Here is a 17807-nt window from a genome sequence, read left to right on the forward strand (position 1 = left end):
TTTTGCTATGTGGGCTTTTTTACAAACGTCACTTACGTGATTTTTAGAACGAAAAACGACGTCCGATACCTACACCAAAGACCAAAGGATTGACTTTTAAGCTACCTAAATTAGTAGAACCAATGTTGGCATTGGTACGAATATTCAAATACTTAACGTCAAAGTTAACAAAATATTTATCATTTAACATGACATCCGTACCTGCTTGAAATGCCAAGCCAAAGCTATTGTTATTAATTGAAACAGGCGTGCCTGCAACATTCAAGTCATTGTTGTAAAAATGTGTATAGTTGATACCTGCGCCAATGTATGGACGTATTTTGGCATCAGGTGAAAAGTGGTATTGCACGGTCAAAGTTGGTGGCAACACACTAACTTTACCCAAGCCACCCAAGTCACTAGACAAACTGTGGCGTGACGTGCCTAAAATCAACTCTGCACCAATATTTTTGGTTACCATATAAGTGAAGTCAAGCTCTGGCACTACTTTTGTATCTACAGAAGCATTAACAGTCGACAAAACACCCGCAGTACTATCTTGCGGCGCAACGGTGATGACACGCCCACGCACAATCAAATCACCTTGATCCGCCATCACGGTCGGTGCAAACAAGGCCAATGCTGACAAACCAGCGAGTACCGATTTTTTCATAACACACTCCAAAAATATTGAAAATAAACCGAAAAACAACTCTTATAAACAGCGTTTTTCAATGGCGAGTGTAAACACATAAACCACTTCAACCATGTGGTTATTATGCATCATTTCCACATAAATGATTTATGTTTTTTTAAACATTTCAGAAATTAGTGAAATAAACCAGGTGGTTTTGTACGGTTCACGTTAAAAATGAGACATAAAAAATACACTCGTGATTGCTATGAAACGATGGAATTGATGAATTTAATTTTTAATAATGAAAAACAATGCCATACCGCAGTATTTATGATTCGACTTGCCACCAGCAGCCTTGCTCTGCTTGAAGATAATTAAGTTGAACACCATACGCTTGACTCAAGATATCAATCTGCATAACTTCATCCAAAGTACCCGCTTTAATGACCTGAGCGGATTGATTGACGTTTTTTTTGATTAATAAAACGTGCGTTGCAAATTGTGAAACCTGATTCAAATCATGTACAGCAGCGATTACTGCGCATGGCGCACTATCCAAATACTTTAATAATGTGTCCTGCCAAGCCAAATCTTGCGCGGCAAAAGGCTCGTCCAATAACCATAGTTGTGTCTTTGCAGTCAACCGTGCCGCGCTCATTGCCCATGTTAAACGCTGCCGCTCCCCGCCAGACAAAGTGTGCACCCAGTGGTGAGCACGCTCAAATAGGCCATATTGTTTTAATATCAAGTCTGCAGCTTCTTGGTTCAAATCATCCGTCATGCAATTTAAAGCTTGCGCCACAGTTAGCGTAAAAGGCTCTTCATAACGCTGAGGCACCCACATCCTTAACTCGGCCTGCTGGCGTACTGACATTGTGTTTAGTTTGTGCCCATTCAATCGAATTTTTTGGGCTGATGGCGCATGAATACCTAATAAAGCATGCAAAATGCTGGTTTTACCTGCACCATTGGCACCTAAGATAGCCCAACGCTCACCCGTTTGTACGACCCAGTCAAAAGGTTCTAATATCATTTGTGCACCATGTTGAATGGATAACTGCTCAACCTGCAACAATGGCGAATCGCTGATTAAATTCATACCGCCCCACTTTCACGCGCCCGAATAATCAATTGCCATGCTAAAAAAGGAGCCCCCAACAATACGGTAAACAATCCCACAGGTAATTGTGTAGGGGCAAATAACAATCGAGCCACCACATCTGCCAACACCAACAAAATCCCGCCCCACAAAACGCATAACGGTAAAATCAAGCGCATGTTTGCACCAAAAAAACGCCCGCCCAAAGACTTGACCATATGCGGCACAAGTAAACCGACAAAACCAATAGCGCCCGCCTCCATTACCGCGACAGCGGTTGCCAAACCTGCCAACAACAAAAGCTGCCAACGTAATCGCGTCACGTCAACACCGACACTATGAGCCATCACAGCACCGCGCATCAAAACCGCCATTGGTCGCGCCAACCCCAAGGCCAATGCCAAAATCAACCAAACGCTACACCATGCAACATAATGAGAACCTGCGCCCGCTAAATCGCCCATCATCCAAAACAACGCGCTGCGTACATTGCGATCGGGCAAGACCAATAAAACTCCGCTGACCAAAGCATTAAGCAAAGCAGATAACACAATCCCCAATAATAACAACACCGTGACATCACCTTCTAAACGCGAATAGCGACGTAGAACCCACAACATCAGCCCTAAAGCAACCAAAGCCCCAAACAAAGCCAAACTTTGTTGCAGCCACCAAGAACCGCCCATTAACATGCCCAATAATACGCAAAACGATGCCCCAGAAGCCGCACCCAGCATGTATGGCTCAGCCAAAGGATTGCGTAATAGCACTTGCAACATCAAGCCCGCTAGAGCAAGCAACCCACCCACGCCAAATGATGCCAAGACACGGGGTAAGCGCAGCTGCCAAAAAACAGCCTCTGATAAATCAAGCGCTCCCGCCGTCAGCCCCAATACAATCACCGATATGGCAATCAATATGGACACAAACAGCACCACACCCGTACGGGCGTATGGTGGTGGTTTGATAAAATTAGAGTGATGAGAGTGGTCTGTAGGGCGCATTGGATAGAAAAGAAATATCAACAAATTCAGTCATTCATCCTCACCGAACCATCATGACAGAAAATAAAAAAATAGTGGGCATAGCCCACTTTACGACCTTAAAGGCTTATTTTGGACGCGACAATCGCCGCCATAACAAAAACACCAAGATGCTACTTTGTAGCAAGTAAATCACTTGTGAAACGGCATGTAATCGCCCGAATGAAGCCATCGCATACGCATCTGGAAATAAAATTTTAAGGGCTGCCATTTTTGGGGCAAGTCCTACATACTGAACCAAGACTAAAAACACCAAGCCAAGCAGCCACCATACTTCAGGTTGGTGGTGCAACCGTTGACTGAAACGCAGGCGTAAATCCAGCACCACCACCATGGCACAAGCCAACCCCATGACATTCACGGCTTTGAACATGACACCTGCCGCTTCACCCGCCAAAGCCGTTGGGAAAGATGCAAATAAAGCTGGGGCAAACACATAACCCGCCCCCCAAGTGGCTCCCGCCCACAACACCAGTGCAAAATGAGCGACAAGACTTAAAGCACCTTGGATTCGACTGGTTGTGGTTTCTTTCATTGTTCAGCACCCATTTTGATGGTAAAACAAATCCGTATTAAAAGTATTAAACGTATAAAACATCAATGATTTCATACTCACGTTTGCCAGATGGTGCTTGAAACTCAACCTCATCGCCTGCGTACTTGCCAATTAAGGCACGAGCAATCGGTGAGCTGATGGATATTTTACTCAGTTTAATATCGGCTTCATCGTCACCAACGATTTGATAACGCACTTCTGCGCTGTTATCCAAATCCTCAAGCACCACCGTCGCGCCAAAAACCACACGTCCTTCGGCATCCAACTCACTTGGGTCGATAATTTGGCAGTTGGACAACTTTGACTCCAACTCTAAAATTCGCCCCTCTACGAAGGCTTGCTTTTCTTTAGCCGCGTCGTAATCTGCATTTTCAGATAAGTCGCCCTGCGCACGCGCTTCTGCAATCGCATTAATCACCCAAGGGCGTTGCACAGATTTCAAATCGTGTAACTCATCTTTTAGCATTTGTGCACCGAGTTTGGTAATCGGAATGGCTGCCATATCTAATCCTTTAAATCTTGTTTCTGAACTTTAAATATACTCTAAAAAAAGCACCGCAGCCCTATGGGTTGCGGTGTGCATGTGATGGTGTATTGTACACAATTTTGCGCGAAAGGCTCAAGTGGATTACAAATTTTCAAATGCACGTTACGGTTGACGATATTCTGCTGACGGCCATAGTGGAATGCCACCGCGCGCGGTAAAACGCCCTTCAACTTTAATCCATTTGGGCTGTAACAATGTCACCAAGTCATTGCAAATACGACAAATACAAGATTCATGAAACTCGCCATGCATGCGAAACGAGCCTAAATATAATTTCAAAGATTTGGACTCAACACACCATTGGTCAGGTTGCATATCAATCACGATGGTTGCAAAATCAGGTTGACCCGTCACAGGGCAAAGACTGGTGAATTCAGGACATACCATATTTAAAGTCCCTGTCACACCATTTGGATTGATGTTGGCGTGAGCAAAAGGATTGGGAAAACGTTCGAGTAAAGAGGCATCTGGCTCGTCATAACGATATTGAGTCTTTTTATTGCCCAGCGATTGTAAATTTGCGTGTAGTTCCATGATTTATCGTATTCCTGTTAATTTGTGGGTCTGTAAAGAGAGCTGCCATTGGGGATGCGCCATGCAGTACTCAATACAAACTTGAGTATTATTAATGCCCGCTCTGTCATCAAGTGGCTGAATATAAAAGTGCTTAAAATCCAAATTTTCGAATAACTCAGGTTGAGCATTGAGTTGTGGATACACCAATTTCAGTTCTTGCCCTGAAGTTTGTACAAGTTTGGCGCTTCCTTTCGGGCTGACACACAACCAATCAATGCCTGTGGGCGCTGCTATCGTGCCATTGCTTTCAACACCAACTTCAAAACCCATGCCATGCATAAGTTCAATCAAAGCCTTGTCTAATTGCAACAACGGCTCTCCACCCGTAAACACCACATAAGGCACACCGCCCTCACCTTTCCACGTCGAACCAATACGAGAAGCTAAAGCCTCTGCTGTAGCGAACTTCCCGCCATCTTGTCCTGTGCCTATAAAATCAGTATCACAAAATGTGCATAGGGAAATAAGTCGGTCATCTTCGCGACCATTCCATAAGTTGCAACCTGAAAAACGACAAAATACCGCTGCTCGTCCTGCCTGTGCGCCTTCGCCTTGCAAGGTATAAAAAATTTCCTTAACAGTGTACATCGCAGCTCCTCTGCACATAAGCGGCCGCTCCGCGTTGCTCACTTTCAAAAACTTCTACCGCCCTCAGCTCAGGCAAAGTATCGTTCAATTGACCCACCAGCCATGCGGCCAAACTGCCGTTGTCATAAGTAGACAAATCGGAAATACAATCCAGCGCATAATGGTCCAGTTGCTGATAAATAGGCTTGAATATTGCTTTCACCTCAGCAAAATCCCTCAACCAGCCCGCATGCACATCCAGTTGCGAACCATGCAAGTACAAACGAGTCAAATAGCTGTGACCTGTATAACGTCCTGCATCATCAAACGGGCAAGCCGCTTCAAATCTCAACTCTTTCCAAATCGTAAAGCCAGAAGCATCACGACGAGAACCCGCTGTCGATGTTTCAAACACTTCCACGGCTCGCATCGGCAGCGCAGCACCTAAACGTTGCCATAGCCACTCTGTTAAATGTTCACTTGTTGGATTTTCAAGCCCTTCGATGTGGTTTAAGTAGGCATGGTGTAACTGCGCGCGCACATCCAACCATGCTTTTTCTAAAGCACTGGCATCCGATAAACGTGCATCGGCCCACAGTTTCACTTTAAAACCATGCCCATGCAAACGACCACATTGATGTCCCTCAGGTACATTGGGTAAGTAATGCGCTGCAGAAAAAGATGCGGTCAAGCCGTGAAAAATGGCATTTTCTGTACAAGCAACCCACACGTCAGGCGATGAACGCAACTCGACCTTCACAACTTGCCCCAACTGTTGCTGTAGCGTATCTGCAATGTGTTGTGCAATCAGAACGTCTGTCGGATTTGAAAAAAATGCATTTAAATCTTGCATCTGCCACGGCTGACAAACATCAGCCAAGGATTGTTCAAGCACATCTTGCTCAACACGGGCACGCGCCGTCACCTTAAAACTGTGACCATGTGTCGACGCAACGGATGAGAGCGTGCGTGCAGCTTCAAAATTGAAGCAACAAATAGATTCAATCGTCATGGGCACACTCAGCACAAAGTCAATTGATTGACAGTCTCATCGGCACGAGCCCGCCCCGTGCGTTCAATCAATGGGTCTATCGCCCCCGCTTGAGCAAAGCCTTGTGCACGCAACAAACAGGCAGCGCACTCACCACAAGGTGGCACCGCTCCGTTGTAACAAGTATGGCTCAATGCCAAAGCAGACATTGCCCCCACATCCTGCGCCAAGTGAACTGTTTGTGCTTTCGTCAGAAACATCAACGGCGTGTGCAAAGTCACGCGACTGTCCATGCCTAAGCGCAAAGCAAGTTCTAATGATTTAAGTGTGTTTTCACGACAATCGGGATAACCTGAATAATCGGTTTGTGCCACACCCGTTACAACGTGGGCAAGGCCTTTTTGATAAGCAAACGCAGCCGCGAATGTTAAAAAGATAAGGTTCCGTCCAGGAACAAAAGTATTGGGTAAGGCTGCATCATCGTCAGCACGAACCCCAGACTCAGGGATGATGTCGTCCGTCAAGGCGTTGCCACCCATACGTGCGAAAGTATCAATCGGCAATACCGTCTGACGCACGCCTGCCAACTCGGCGATAGCGCGGGCAGAGTCCAACTCAACGCGATGCCGCTGCCCGTAGTCAAAAGTCAAGGCTTGAACACGCTCTCGCCCCCAACGTTGAATGGCCCAGTACAAACATGTGGTTGAGTCCTGACCACCAGACAAGACCACCAGCGCGCCTTCATCTGGCGCGTTTTTAATTAAATTCATCATATGTCCTCGAAAACAGTCGAAGTAAAAAAACACGCCACCACTCAAGTTATCGCGGGGCGCGCAGGCGGATTATAAAACAAAAGACAAATCAATTTTGTTTATTGTTCATCATAATAAACAAGCAAAGCCTTAATCTAGGTCAACACATCAACGCAGCAAAAATTTAATAATCAACTCAAACCGCTTCCCGTAAGGCGGCATCATCCATTTAATCCCCGAAAAAGCAGGTTGTCGATAAATTGGGCGCAATTTAGAAAAAGTCATAAACCCCTCCTTGCCATGGTAATGCCCCATACCACTGGCGCCCACGCCACCAAATGGCATATCGTGCTGCGCCACATGAAACAAAGCATCATTTACCGTCACCCCGCCAGACATGATTCGAGAAATCAAAAAACGAATGGCTTTGTCATTGTTTGAAAATGGATAAAACGCTAAAGGACGGGGACGCGCATTAATGTAATGCACAACATCATTGATATTCTCAAAACCCCGAATGGGCAAAATCGGACCAAAAATCTCTCGCTGCATCAGCTCGCAATCCTCTGGGGCATTTAAAACAATGTGTGGCGCAATTTTACGATGCTCAGTATTCCAAGGCTCACCCTCAGTCAACTGTATCAAGGTGGCACCTCTATCTTTCGCCTCTTCTAAAGCCTGAATCAGTCGCGTAAAAGATTTGTCATCAATGATTGAGGTGTAGTCTGGCGATGCGATACTAGGGTAACGTTGAGAAACAATCTCTTTCGCCAAAGTCACAAACGCGTCAATGCTCTGGCTGGGTAAACATAAATAGTCAACGGTTGTGCAGATTTGCCCTGCATTCAAGTACTTAACAAATAAAATTCGTTCCGCCGCCTTGCGCAAGGAATAGTCCTCCAACACCACAGCAGGCGACTTCCCCCCTAACTCTAAAGTCACAGGGCATAGGTTTTTCGCCGCAGCGGCCATCACTGCCTGCCCTGTTTGCCCTGAACCTGTAAACAAAAGGTGGTCAAAAGGCAATTGTGAAAAAGCGATGCCAACATGCCCTGTTTCTTCAAAAATTTGTAATTTTTCAGGTGAAAAATAAGCGGGCAATTTATCAATCAGCAACCTTGCCAAAACACCAGAGTTTTCCGACATTTTAACCATCGCCCTATTGCCCGCAGCAAAAATAGAAATGAGGGGGACAAACGTTAAAAAAACTGGGAAATTCCAAGGCACAATCACACCCACCACGCCTAAAGGTTGTGGCACTGCTATGTTACGCCCACCAAAAAACATCTTAAAATCAACAGCTCGTCGTTGTACTTTCATCCATTTTTTTAGCTGTCTTTTGGCATATTTAATCCCCTCCAATATCGGCACAATTTCAGCAAATAAGGTCTCATGACGAGAGCGATGACCATAGTCTTGGCTCATTGCCAGCACAAGGTCATTTTGATTTTCTCTGATTAAACGTTCTAAGGTTTTTAAGTCCGCCATGCGCTGAATATAACTGGGCTCAGGCTGCTCAAAATAAGCCGCTCGTTGTAACGCCAATGCTTCTGTCAATTGTTGCATATCTACACCTCACGTCACCGATTCTTTCATATAAAAAAACACCACCAAAAAAATGGCGGTGTTTTTAAATTTTTTAAGCATCAGCATCAATCGTTTCAAGTTTTTCACTGGCTTTTTTTCGTGAAGATTTGATGCTCAACTTCACCGCCCGTGCCTCACCATCATAATCTACAGTGACAACACCGCCGTGCACCAGCTTACCAAACAACAACTCATCAGCCAAGGCTCGCCGCACCGTATCTTGAATCAAGCGCGACATTGGACGTGCCCCCATAAGCGGATCAAAACCTGCTTGAGCCAAATGCTTGCGCAAGCCCTCCGTGAAATGAATATCGACTTTTTTCTCATGCAATTGTTGCTCAAGCTGCATGAGAAACTTATCAACCACTTGCATGATGATTGTTTCGTCCAAGGCTGCAAATGGTACAACGGCATCCAAACGATTACGGAACTCGGGACTAAACGCCCGTTTGATTTCTTCACCATCGTCTTGGCTCACGCTTGACTTAGTGAAACCCAAACTGTGTTTCTGTGTTGCACTCGCCCCCGCATTGGTCGTCATGATTAAAATCACATTACGAAAATCAGCTTTGCGCCCATTGTTGTCGGTCAACGAGCCATGATCCATAACTTGTAAAAGGACATTAAAGATATCTGGATGGGCTTTTTCAATTTCATCCAATAAAAGAACCGCATGTGGCTTCTTAGTCACAGCATCGGTCAATAAGCCGCCTTGATCAAAACCGACATAACCTGGTGGCGCACCAATTAAACGGCTAACGGCGTGCCGCTCCATGTACTCCGACATATCAAAACGAATCAGCTCAATTCCCAAAACGAATGCCAATTGTTTAGCCAACTCAGTTTTACCCACGCCCGTTGGACCGCTGAATAAGAATGAACCAATCGGGCGGTCAACTTTACCCAAGCCTGCCCGACTCATTTTAATTGCGGCTGCAACTGCACTGATGGCTTTATCTTGACCAAACACGGTCGACTTGAGGTCGCGCTCCAAATGCTTCAATTGGGTGCGGTCATCTGAATTGATGTTTTTCGGCGGAATACGGGCAATTTTTGCAATCAACTCCTCAATATCAACCTTAGTGATACTTTTTTTACGCTGCGCTTCAGGCAATACACGTTGCGCAGCGCCCGCCTCATCAATCAAATCAATCGCTTTATCTGGCAAAAAGCGGTCATTCATATATTTCGCCGACAATTCAGCGGCCGCCACAATGGCAGAAGGCGCGTATTTGATGTGATGATGGCTCTCAAATTGTGATTTAAGTCCTTTCAAAATCGTAATCGTCTGCGCCACCGTTGGCTCTACAACATCGATTTTATGGAATCGACGCGCAAGAGCAGCATCTTTTTCAAACACACGGCGATATTCATCAAAAGTGGTCGCTCCAATACAACGTAAAGCTCCTGTCGCCAACGCAGGTTTAAGCAAATTACCCGCATCCATCGCACTGTTGCCTGTCGCCCCCGCACCGATGAGCATGTGAATTTCGTCAATGAAAAGAATCGCATCCTTCATCTCGCTCAGTTCGTCCACTAAGTCTTTTAAACGTTGTTCAAAATCTCCTCGATACTTCGTACCCGCCATTAATGCGCCCATATCAAGGGCATACACTCGCGCTTCTTTCAAGACGTCTGGGACTTCTTGCTTAACTATTTTCCACGCCAACCCTTCAGCAATCGCGGTTTTACCCACACCCGCCTCACCAACCAACACGGGATTATTTTTGCGGCGACGAGACAAAACTTGAACGGTGCGGATAATTTCAGCCTCGCGCCCGACCAGCGGGTCTAGTTTCCCTTCCTGCGCCATGCGATTTAAATTTAAAGCATATTTACCCAATGCCGTATTCGCCTCTTGGGCACGCGCCATCTCAGCCAGTTTTTCAGGGCTGGCCTCTTCTTTTGAACCATCAAAAAACTCTTCTTGCTTAGGTTCTTTACGGATGCCATGCGCAATGTATTGAGTCACATCCACACGTTCAATGCCTTGTTTACTCAAAAAATAAACCGCATGAGAATCTTTTTCACCAAAAATAGCCACTAAAGCATCAACGCCCGTAACCTCTTTTTTGTCATTCCCACCCGATTGAACATGCATAATCGCACGCTGCATCACACGCTGGAAACCAAGGGTCGGCTGCGTATCCACATCCGCTGAACCATCAGCCATAGGGATATTTTGAGCGATAAATCGCGACAACTCCTGCTTGAGCTCAGAGATACTTGCTCCACATGCCCTCAAAACATCAGAAGCCAGTGGATTATCAAGCAAGGCCAACAATAAATGCTCTAAAGTCAAATATTCATGTCGCGCTTGCCGCGCCTCAACAAAAGCCAAATTTAAAGTTACTTCTAAATCTTGGGCAATCATATAGATATCCCTATAAAATCATATATTTACAATAAAAATCAATCTACAAACATTACAAATCAGCATCTCTACAACCCAGTACTGGCCTGTGCTTCGTAACTTTTGCAGAACAAAATCATCACTTTTTTTCTATTGTAACGCATATCGTGACAAGGCATAAATTTGACATTAATGTATCTATTTAAACGCCATACAATACTTATAAATTATGCTTGGAACTAGCGATAATTCGACATCAACTCATCATCGTATGAGTTAAGTCGGTTGGCACAAATGGTAAGGCAAAAAATGTCAAAAAGATGTCATTACTTTGTTTTCTATGGCATACCATTCTTGGGCAGATTCTACTTTTATCTATAAAGGATTACATAAAAGCACCTTGCTTACCATCAGAAAAAAACTGAACCAGCCATTTAACGATTAAGACAATTCCGAGATAAATTGCTCACGCGAGCGACGGACCTTTTTCAAATTGACCAGCCAATCATTTTCGCTCTCTCGGTATCCTAAAGGCAAAATCACAACACTTCTCAAACCACGGCTGCGCAAATCTAAAATTTCATCCAATGCCTCGGCATCAAAGCCCTCCATCGGTGTGCTATCAACTTCAAGTTCAGCTGCCGCGAGCAACGCTGTTCCCAAACCAATATAAGCTTGACGCGCTGCATGTTGGAAATTATCCGCTGCGTCTCGCTGAGGATACGTGCTTAACAATTTTTGGCGATACGCCTCCCACCCTTCATTCTTCATTTGACGCTCTTCATTCACAAGGTCAAACATCATGTTAATGCGCTGCTCTGTGTAATCATCCCATGCGGCAAAAACCAATAGATGTGAACCTTCTGTAATTTGCGACTGATTCCAAGCAATGGCGCGAATTTTTTCACGTACTTCAGGTTGTGTCACCACAATGATTTCATACGGTTGTAAACCGCTTGAGCTGGCGGTCATGCGAACTGTTTCAAGAATGTATTCTACTTTTTCAGCAGGCACAGGACTGTTTGGGTTCATTTTTTTGGTGGCATAACGCCATTTAAGCAAATCAAGTAGTTTTTTCATATTTCTCACTTTAAAATATTATTTTTAATCAAAAAACACAATACACAATACACAAACAACTGTAGCAGTTCATTGGCATTCAATAATTATAGCAGCCTTTAAATCTACCCACTTTAGACTAAATTTTTACGCTACAACGATTTGAGCCTCCACTCAAAGCCAACATCGCTCGATAAGGTCTGCTATCATCAAGCTCTCATAAAAAACACTGGAAAACCATGTCTACTCTCAGCATTTTTATTATTACGCTCATCGCACTCTTACATATCTATATTCTTGTTTTAGAAATGTTTTGGTGGAACACACCCAAAGGACAAAAAGCCTTTAATGTCAGCCCAGAAATGGCGGCACAAACCACCGTTTTAGCTGCCAATCAAGGGTTGTACAATGGTTTTCTCTCCGCGGGCTTGTTTTGGTCGTTATTTCACCCCAACCCGATGTTTGCAAAACAAATTGCGATTTTTTTCTTACTCTGTGTTGCTATCGCTGGAATTTACGGAGGATTAACCGCCGCAAAAAAAATCATTTATATTCAAACAGTTCCAGCTATTTTAGGGCTAACAGCTATTCTTTTTGGATAGTTTTGCGCAAAAACGCAATTTTTTGTGCAAGGCAACAACAAAAACGGCATAATAAGAAAACCATCTTTATACTAGATTGACCAAAGACAGCGCAATTCGCTAAGATTAACATCGCTTTTGCATATCTTTACTAAGGAATATCAATCATGCTTTATCAAGTTCGTGAATGGCAACGTGCCTTCCTAAAACCACTGACCAATGCTGCCCATCATGTGGCGCAATTTGCCTCAAACCCTCTCAATCCTTGGGCTTACACCACAGCGGGTCAACACATTTATGCTGGTTTTGAATTACTGCATCGACTTGGTAAAGATTATCAAAAACCAGCTTTTGGCATTGATTCCGTCGAAGTTAACGGTAAAACAGTGGCGATTCACGAGCGCGTGGCTTTGTCACACCCCTTCTGTCACTTGATTGAATTTTCACGCGATGTACCTGAGAACGTAGCTAAAAACAGTCCAACGATTTTAGTTTGCGCACCATTGTCTGGGCATCACTCCACTTTATTGCGCGATACGGTGCGCACCTTGTTGCAAGACCACAATGTATTTATCACCGACTGGATTGATGCACGAATGGTGCCTCTCGCACAAGGCTCTTTTGGCTTAAACGATTACATTCATTACATTCAAGACTTTATTCGTCACATTGGTAACCGTAAAGTGCATTTGTTGTCCGTATGTCAGCCAACGGTTCCCGTTTTAGCCGCAGTATCATTGATGGCGAGCAATAAAGAATACTTGCCTTTATCCATGACGATGATGGGTGGCCCGATAGATACTCGCCAAAGCCCGACTGAGGTCAACGATTTAGCCACTGAACGCCCACTGTCTTGGTTTCAAACCAACGTCATTTATACCGTTCCTGCGAAATACCCTGGCTACATGCGCCATGTCTACCCTGGTTTTTTACAACATGCGGGTTTTGTGGCCATGAACCCCGGCCGTCATGCAAGTTCTCATTGGGATTATTATCTCAACCTGCTCAAGGGCGACGATGAAGACACCGAGCAGCACCGCCGTTTTTATGATGAATACAACGCAGTCTTGGATTTACCTGCTGAATTTTATTTAGATACGATTCAAATTGTATTCCAAGAACACGCATTGCCACGAGGCACTTGGCACGTCAATGGTCAACGCGTTGCGCCCGAAGATATTCAAGGCGTCGGCTTATTGACCGTTGAGGGGGAGTTGGATGACATTTCAGGACCAGGTCAAACCAAAGCCGCGTTGGACTTGTGCAAAGGCATCAGCAAAACAGACAAGCGTCACTACACCGCAAAAGGTGCGGGTCATTATGGTATTTTCTCGGGTCGTCGTTGGCGTGAGCAGGTTTACCCTGAAATACGCTCTTTTATTGCGACATTTGAGCAAAAATCGAATGGCTCAAACGCCACAACAAGCGGTGCTAAGACTCCCCGAGCACAAACGCCCGCAAAACAAATCACAAGCAAAATCAACGCTAAAAAAGACGCTTCAGACACAATTAAAACGGCACAGCTGAAGCCGACACAACCTCTCTCAACGCAAAAAACGACTCAAAAAGCCGCTTCGCTGGCAGTACAGTCTAAAAACAAACCCGAATCAAAAACAGCTCAAATCAGCAAGCCTGCACCAGTCAAAACGAAAGCCGCTGCGAGCGTCAACAAAAAAGCGTCCCCAGCACCTGCTAAATCTGCTGTTAAAATAGATTACGCCGCTATTGCAAACATCAAAGAAGAAACAAAACCGAAGAAGTAAATTGTTTTAAAATCGTAGCTCTGCACATATTCACGTGCAGAGCTATTTTACTGCCATGCACACACACGACCTCGAAGAACTCTCAGCCCGCATCAATGATGTCCTGCCACAAACCCAATGTACGCAATGCGGGTTTTCAGGTTGTGCGCCCTATGCGCGCGCCATCGCTTTTGATAACACGCCGATTAATCAATGCCCACCTGGTGGAACCGCGGGCATCAAATTATTGGCTCAAATCACTGGGCGAGACTTTGTGCCATTGAACCCTGAGAATGGATTGGAAATACCTCGGCATGAAGCCAAAATTATTGAAGCGGACTGTATCGGTTGCACCAAGTGCATCCAAGCCTGCCCAGTGGATGCCATTATTGGCACATCAAAGCACATGCACACTGTGCTTAGCGACCTGTGTACAGGTTGCGGGCTTTGCCTGCCGCCCTGCCCTGTGGATTGCATCGACATGATACTGGCGCAAGACTCTGGTTGGAGTCAAGAACAAGCCCTGCAAGCCCGTCAGCAATTTGAATTCCGAAACATGCGTCTACAGCGCGAGAAAAATGAGCTGAACGAACAACGCATTAAAAAGTCTCAAGCCAAACACGCCCAACTATCCGCACAAAGTGGGCATGTTGATGAAGACACAGCTCGCAAGCTGTCGATTGTCGAAGCGGCCCTAGCAAGAGCGCGGGCGCGCCGACAATCTATTTAAGCGGACACATAACGTGTTTCAAAAGCACTGAGTGTTTGACCCAAAGCCTCTTGTTCGATTGGATGATGATTGAGCATGATGCGTTTGTCTTGGCGTTCAATCAACTCAACACCCGCTGGCGTGTCCAAAGCAGCTATGCCTTGCTCTTTTAACACCTGCGCCATCAAGTCAAACAAGACGGCTTCATCCACACCTGCCCCGACAACATAAGCGTGTCCCGAGCCAAATACATTGCGTGCAATGCACGTCTTGTCCTGATAAAAAGCATCGGCGTAATGATACAAAGGCGTTGCTGTCGTCACGTCCAGCATGTCTCGCCAGACGCTCACAACACCATTTTTGCCCGCATATTCGCCCGCGCCAACGATACCGACGGTGCTATCAACCAAAGCTTCGCCTTCATGTGCCGTCACACCCAAGACCTGCCCAATCAGCGCAGGGGCTGACGTTAATAAATGTAAATTATTATCACGATTTTTAATCGCCGTTCTGAAACCTGTGACCAACGTGCCGCCTTGCTCAACAAAATCTATCAATCGAGCCGCGAACTCCTCGTCCATGATTTGCATCGCAGGCAACACAAGCACTTTATAGCCAGAAAAATCTTTATCAATACTCAACACATCCGTCATGACATTGTGCGCGTGAAACGGCGCGTACAAACGCATGAACTCTTGCGTAAAGTCAAAACGAGCGGATTGCTGCTGAATCGCCCACGATTGAATATTGTCATAGTCGTACAAGAGCGCAACTTGCGCTTGAATAGGGCTGTGTAACACGCTCTCTTGAGACTTGGTTTCAGAGATGAATGCTTGAACCTCGGAGAGTTTTCGATTGTCTTGATTATCCATATCCAAAATACCCAAGCAAAACTGCTCTGCGCCACGATCCATGCCGCGCCAACGGAAGAACAGCATGTGTTCGCAACCGCGCGCCATCGCCTGATGCGCCCAAAGTTTGGCCTGATTAGGACGTGGTAAAAAACCAATGTGGTTGTGCCCTTGCGCCCCCATGAGCTCTTCAACAATCCAAAAATTCTTCTGTTTCAGACCCCGTATATAATCCAAAGTCATGGCAATGTGTGCAGGCGCAATCGGTTGAGTCAGCCCCCCCCAGACAGGGTAGTTGTCATAGGATACAAAATCGAGTTCTTTCGCCATGACATTTTGGTCATACGCCACATTAAAAAAACCACCAAAAAAATTATGTGTCACTTGTTGATGCGCACCGCGTAATGATTTGACGGTGGAGATTTGAATGTTGGCAAAATCATTCAGGCTTTGCGAACGAAACCGCGCCCAATCTAAGCGCAACGCAGGGTTGTGCGTGGTAATGGTCGCTGTGGGCATGGGGATTTCGATGAAATCATTATATGTTTGTCCCCAAAAAATACTGCCATAGGCTGCATTTAAAGACCGAATATCGTGATTGAATTTGTCACGCAAAAAGGCTTGAAACGAGCGATGACACTGGTTGCAATAACACTGGTCAGAACCTTCATGACCAATTTCGTTATCAATTTGCCAAGCAATAACGGCAGGTTCGTCTGCGTAATGCGCCACCAAGCGTTTCACTATACGCCGTGTGTATTCGCGATACACAGGCGAGTTAAAACAATATTCACGCCGACCACCAAATGCGTGAGTTTGACCTTGGGCATTGGTTGATAAAATGGACGGATGCGCTTTTGCCAACCACGCAGGAAAGGTCGCCGTAGGCGTACCAAACATCACGGATAAACCATGCTTTTTCGCCTGTTTAATCACGCCATCAAAAAAAGAAAAATCAAACTGCCCTTCTTTAGGCTCCATCAGATGCCACGCAAACTCGCCAATTCGGATGATATTCATGCCCGCTGCTCGCATACGCGCCATGTCTTCATCAATGATGTGTTCGCCCAAATGCACCCAATGTTCAGGGTAATAATCAACGCCTAAATACATATAATTCCATCACTTTTAAAAATGTTCAAAACAAAATGTCGTGTTTTGTTGATATGTTTGCTCAGGATAAAGCGCAAACGCATGATTGCCGTTGTCCGATTTTTTGTGAGGCAATTGCTGTGTTTCAATACACAACGCATCGTGCATTTGACCGATACCGCCATGACGCAACGCTTCTTGTCCTGCATAGTTATGAGCATACAGCACCACCGATGGTTGATCGGTAAAAACCCGCACCCGTCGTCCACTGATTTTATCTGACAATACAATCTGCGGCTCAGCCTCTTGGGCTGCATTTAAAATAAAATAATGGTCTAACCCACACGCCAGTTGAATACGCTCATCGGCACTCCGCAAAGCAGGGGCAAGTGGTCGCGCCACTCGAAAATCAAAATCACTGCCCGCCACATGCCATTCATCGCCTGAAACCAATAAATCTTCATCCATCGCGCACAAACGCTCCGCTTGAACTTGTAACTCATGCTCATGAATCGTTCGCTGCACGTTACCCGACAAATTAAAATACACATGATGGGTCAAATTGCACAGCGTTGGCGCATCCGTGTTTGCGCGATAAGCAATATGCAAGCGATTTTCGGCATCCAAAGAATAAGTGACCGAGACACAGAGCCGTCCTGGATACCCGTTTTCACCAGCATGGCTGTCATAAGTGAACTCGACCTTATCGACGCCACCCGTAGACTCAACCGCCGTCACCAGCCATAGCCGATGACTCATGGCCTGCGAACCACCATGCAAGTGATGCGCTCCTTGATTGATCGGCAGTTGATAATCACGCCCAGCCAAATGAAAACGACCATGAGCAATGCGCCCCGCCACACGCCCCACTATGCAACCAAAGTATGGGGCATTGTCAGCGTAGCGGTCTAAATCTGCATGCGCCAAGGTGATGCTTTGACTGACTCCTGCACGGTCGGGCATTTGAATGTCCAACACGCTCGCGCCCCAATTGCTCAATTCGACCACGCCGCCTTTCGCATTTTGCAATACAAAAAGCTGCGCCTGCTGCCCCGCAATATGGATGCTAGATTGAGTGATGCTCAT

The 17807-nt window shown here is 45.6% G+C and carries 17 protein-coding genes; 3 read left to right on the plus strand and 14 right to left on the minus strand.

Features of this window, described 5'->3' with window-relative positions:
* Positions 1–43: 43 nt before the first annotated feature.
* The 12 genes from DFR44_RS01265 to DFR44_RS01320 all read right to left on the minus strand — a co-directional run bounded on the left by DFR44_RS01265 (position 44) and on the right by DFR44_RS01320 (position 11767).
* On the minus strand, positions 44–652 hold the full coding sequence (locus DFR44_RS01265) for an OmpW/AlkL family protein (protein ID WP_133618904.1): 609 nt from the start codon (positions 650–652) through the stop codon (positions 44–46).
* Positions 653–944: 292 nt separating this feature from the next.
* On the minus strand, positions 945–1715 hold the full coding sequence (locus DFR44_RS01270) for an ABC transporter ATP-binding protein (protein ID WP_133618905.1): 771 nt from the start codon (positions 1713–1715) through the stop codon (positions 945–947).
* Positions 1712–2743 (minus strand): FecCD family ABC transporter permease, encoded by a 1032-nt coding sequence (locus DFR44_RS01275; protein ID WP_133618906.1) that lies wholly within the window; start codon positions 2741–2743, stop codon positions 1712–1714. The genes DFR44_RS01270 and DFR44_RS01275 overlap by 4 nt, the downstream gene beginning before the upstream one ends.
* Before the next feature lie 82 nt (positions 2744–2825).
* Positions 2826–3293 carry a DUF4149 domain-containing protein gene (locus DFR44_RS01280; RefSeq protein ID WP_133618907.1) on the minus strand — a complete coding sequence of 156 codons (468 nt, stop codon included), beginning with the start codon at positions 3291–3293 and terminating at the stop codon, positions 2826–2828.
* A 46-nt stretch (positions 3294–3339) separates the two neighbouring features.
* Complete coding sequence (gene greA / locus DFR44_RS01285) at positions 3340–3816, minus strand: transcription elongation factor GreA (RefSeq protein ID WP_133618908.1); 477 nt, start codon at positions 3814–3816, stop codon at positions 3340–3342.
* A gap of 147 nt (positions 3817–3963) precedes the next feature.
* Positions 3964–4395: a preQ(1) synthase gene (gene queF / locus DFR44_RS01290; RefSeq protein ID WP_133618909.1), complete on the minus strand. Its 432-nt coding sequence runs from the start codon at positions 4393–4395 to the stop codon at positions 3964–3966.
* A gap of 3 nt (positions 4396–4398) precedes the next feature.
* Positions 4399–5025, minus strand: a complete 627-nt coding sequence (gene queE, locus DFR44_RS01295) for a 7-carboxy-7-deazaguanine synthase (protein WP_133618910.1) — start codon at positions 5023–5025, stop codon at positions 4399–4401.
* On the minus strand, positions 5012–6016 hold the full coding sequence (locus tag DFR44_RS11765; protein WP_133618911.1) for a 6-carboxytetrahydropterin synthase: 1005 nt from the start codon (positions 6014–6016) through the stop codon (positions 5012–5014). Before DFR44_RS11765 ends, queE begins: the two co-directional genes overlap by 14 nt.
* 8 nt (positions 6017–6024) lie before the next feature.
* On the minus strand, positions 6025–6756 hold the full coding sequence (gene queC / locus DFR44_RS01305; protein WP_425459557.1) for a 7-cyano-7-deazaguanine synthase QueC: 732 nt from the start codon (positions 6754–6756) through the stop codon (positions 6025–6027).
* A gap of 159 nt (positions 6757–6915) precedes the next feature.
* Positions 6916–8313, minus strand: coding sequence for a coniferyl aldehyde dehydrogenase (locus DFR44_RS01310; RefSeq protein ID WP_133618912.1), 1398 nt, complete (start codon positions 8311–8313; stop codon positions 6916–6918).
* A gap of 73 nt (positions 8314–8386) precedes the next feature.
* Complete coding sequence (gene clpA, locus DFR44_RS01315) at positions 8387–10708, minus strand: ATP-dependent Clp protease ATP-binding subunit ClpA (RefSeq protein WP_133618913.1); 2322 nt, start codon at positions 10706–10708, stop codon at positions 8387–8389.
* A 420-nt stretch (positions 10709–11128) separates the two neighbouring features.
* Positions 11129–11767 (minus strand): NAD(P)H-dependent oxidoreductase, encoded by a 639-nt coding sequence (locus DFR44_RS01320; RefSeq protein WP_133618914.1) that lies wholly within the window; start codon positions 11765–11767, stop codon positions 11129–11131.
* A gap of 218 nt (positions 11768–11985) precedes the next feature.
* Here DFR44_RS01320 and DFR44_RS01325 point away from each other — a divergent pair, with 218 nt between their 5' ends.
* From DFR44_RS01325 to DFR44_RS01335, 3 genes are all read left to right on the plus strand, one after another.
* Positions 11986–12348 (plus strand): DUF1304 domain-containing protein, encoded by a 363-nt coding sequence (locus DFR44_RS01325; RefSeq protein ID WP_133618915.1) that lies wholly within the window; start codon positions 11986–11988, stop codon positions 12346–12348.
* Between the two features lie 146 nt (positions 12349–12494).
* Positions 12495–14090, plus strand: coding sequence for a polyhydroxyalkanoate depolymerase (gene phaZ / locus DFR44_RS01330; protein WP_133618916.1), 1596 nt, complete (start codon positions 12495–12497; stop codon positions 14088–14090).
* 55 nt (positions 14091–14145) lie between these two features.
* A complete protein-coding gene (locus tag DFR44_RS01335) occupies positions 14146–14799 on the plus strand; it encodes an RnfABCDGE type electron transport complex subunit B (RefSeq protein WP_133618917.1) in 654 nt (217 codons plus the stop codon).
* On the opposite strand, the gene DFR44_RS01340 is transcribed toward DFR44_RS01335, so the two are convergent.
* Both DFR44_RS01340 and DFR44_RS01345 read right to left on the minus strand, forming a co-directional pair.
* Positions 14796–16742, minus strand: coding sequence for a beta-galactosidase (locus tag DFR44_RS01340; RefSeq protein ID WP_133618918.1), 1947 nt, complete (start codon positions 16740–16742; stop codon positions 14796–14798). The two genes, DFR44_RS01335 and DFR44_RS01340, sit on opposite strands and share 4 nt — an antisense overlap.
* A gap of 15 nt (positions 16743–16757) precedes the next feature.
* Positions 16758–17807 (minus strand): aldose epimerase family protein, encoded by a 1050-nt coding sequence (locus DFR44_RS01345; RefSeq protein ID WP_162845112.1) that lies wholly within the window; start codon positions 17805–17807, stop codon positions 16758–16760.

The organism is Hydromonas duriensis, from assembly GCF_004363775.1.
Taxonomy (GTDB): Bacteria; Pseudomonadota; Gammaproteobacteria; order Burkholderiales; family Burkholderiaceae; genus Hydromonas; species Hydromonas duriensis.

Excerpts from the sequence above, each read along its gene's own strand:
- DFR44_RS01265 (WP_133618904.1), bottom strand. The coding sequence starts at position 652 with ATGAAAAAATCGGTACTCGCTGGTTTGTCAGCATTGGCCTTGTTTGCA.
- DFR44_RS01270 (WP_133618905.1), bottom strand. The coding sequence starts at position 1,715 with ATGAATTTAATCAGCGATTCGCCATTGTTGCAGGTTGAGCAGTTATCC.
- DFR44_RS01280 (WP_133618907.1), bottom strand. The coding sequence starts at position 3,293 with ATGAAAGAAACCACAACCAGTCGAATCCAAGGTGCTTTAAGTCTTGTC.
- greA (WP_133618908.1), bottom strand. The coding sequence starts at position 3,816 with ATGGCAGCCATTCCGATTACCAAACTCGGTGCACAAATGCTAAAAGAT.
- queF (WP_133618909.1), bottom strand. The coding sequence starts at position 4,395 with ATGGAACTACACGCAAATTTACAATCGCTGGGCAATAAAAAGACTCAA.
- queE (WP_133618910.1), bottom strand. The coding sequence starts at position 5,025 with ATGTACACTGTTAAGGAAATTTTTTATACCTTGCAAGGCGAAGGCGCA.
- DFR44_RS11765 (WP_133618911.1), bottom strand. The coding sequence starts at position 6,016 with ATGACGATTGAATCTATTTGTTGCTTCAATTTTGAAGCTGCACGCACG.
- DFR44_RS01310 (WP_133618912.1), bottom strand. The coding sequence starts at position 8,313 with ATGCAACAATTGACAGAAGCATTGGCGTTACAACGAGCGGCTTATTTT.
- clpA (WP_133618913.1), bottom strand. The coding sequence starts at position 10,708 with ATGATTGCCCAAGATTTAGAAGTAACTTTAAATTTGGCTTTTGTTGAG.
- DFR44_RS01320 (WP_133618914.1), bottom strand. The coding sequence starts at position 11,767 with ATGAAAAAACTACTTGATTTGCTTAAATGGCGTTATGCCACCAAAAAA.
- DFR44_RS01325 (WP_133618915.1), top strand. The coding sequence starts at position 11,986 with ATGTCTACTCTCAGCATTTTTATTATTACGCTCATCGCACTCTTACAT.
- phaZ (WP_133618916.1), top strand. The coding sequence starts at position 12,495 with ATGCTTTATCAAGTTCGTGAATGGCAACGTGCCTTCCTAAAACCACTG.
- DFR44_RS01335 (WP_133618917.1), top strand. The coding sequence starts at position 14,146 with ATGCACACACACGACCTCGAAGAACTCTCAGCCCGCATCAATGATGTC.
- DFR44_RS01340 (WP_133618918.1), bottom strand. The coding sequence starts at position 16,742 with ATGTATTTAGGCGTTGATTATTACCCTGAACATTGGGTGCATTTGGGC.
- DFR44_RS01345 (WP_162845112.1), bottom strand. The coding sequence starts at position 17,807 with ATGAGCATCACTCAATCTAGCATCCATATTGCGGGGCAGCAGGCGCAG.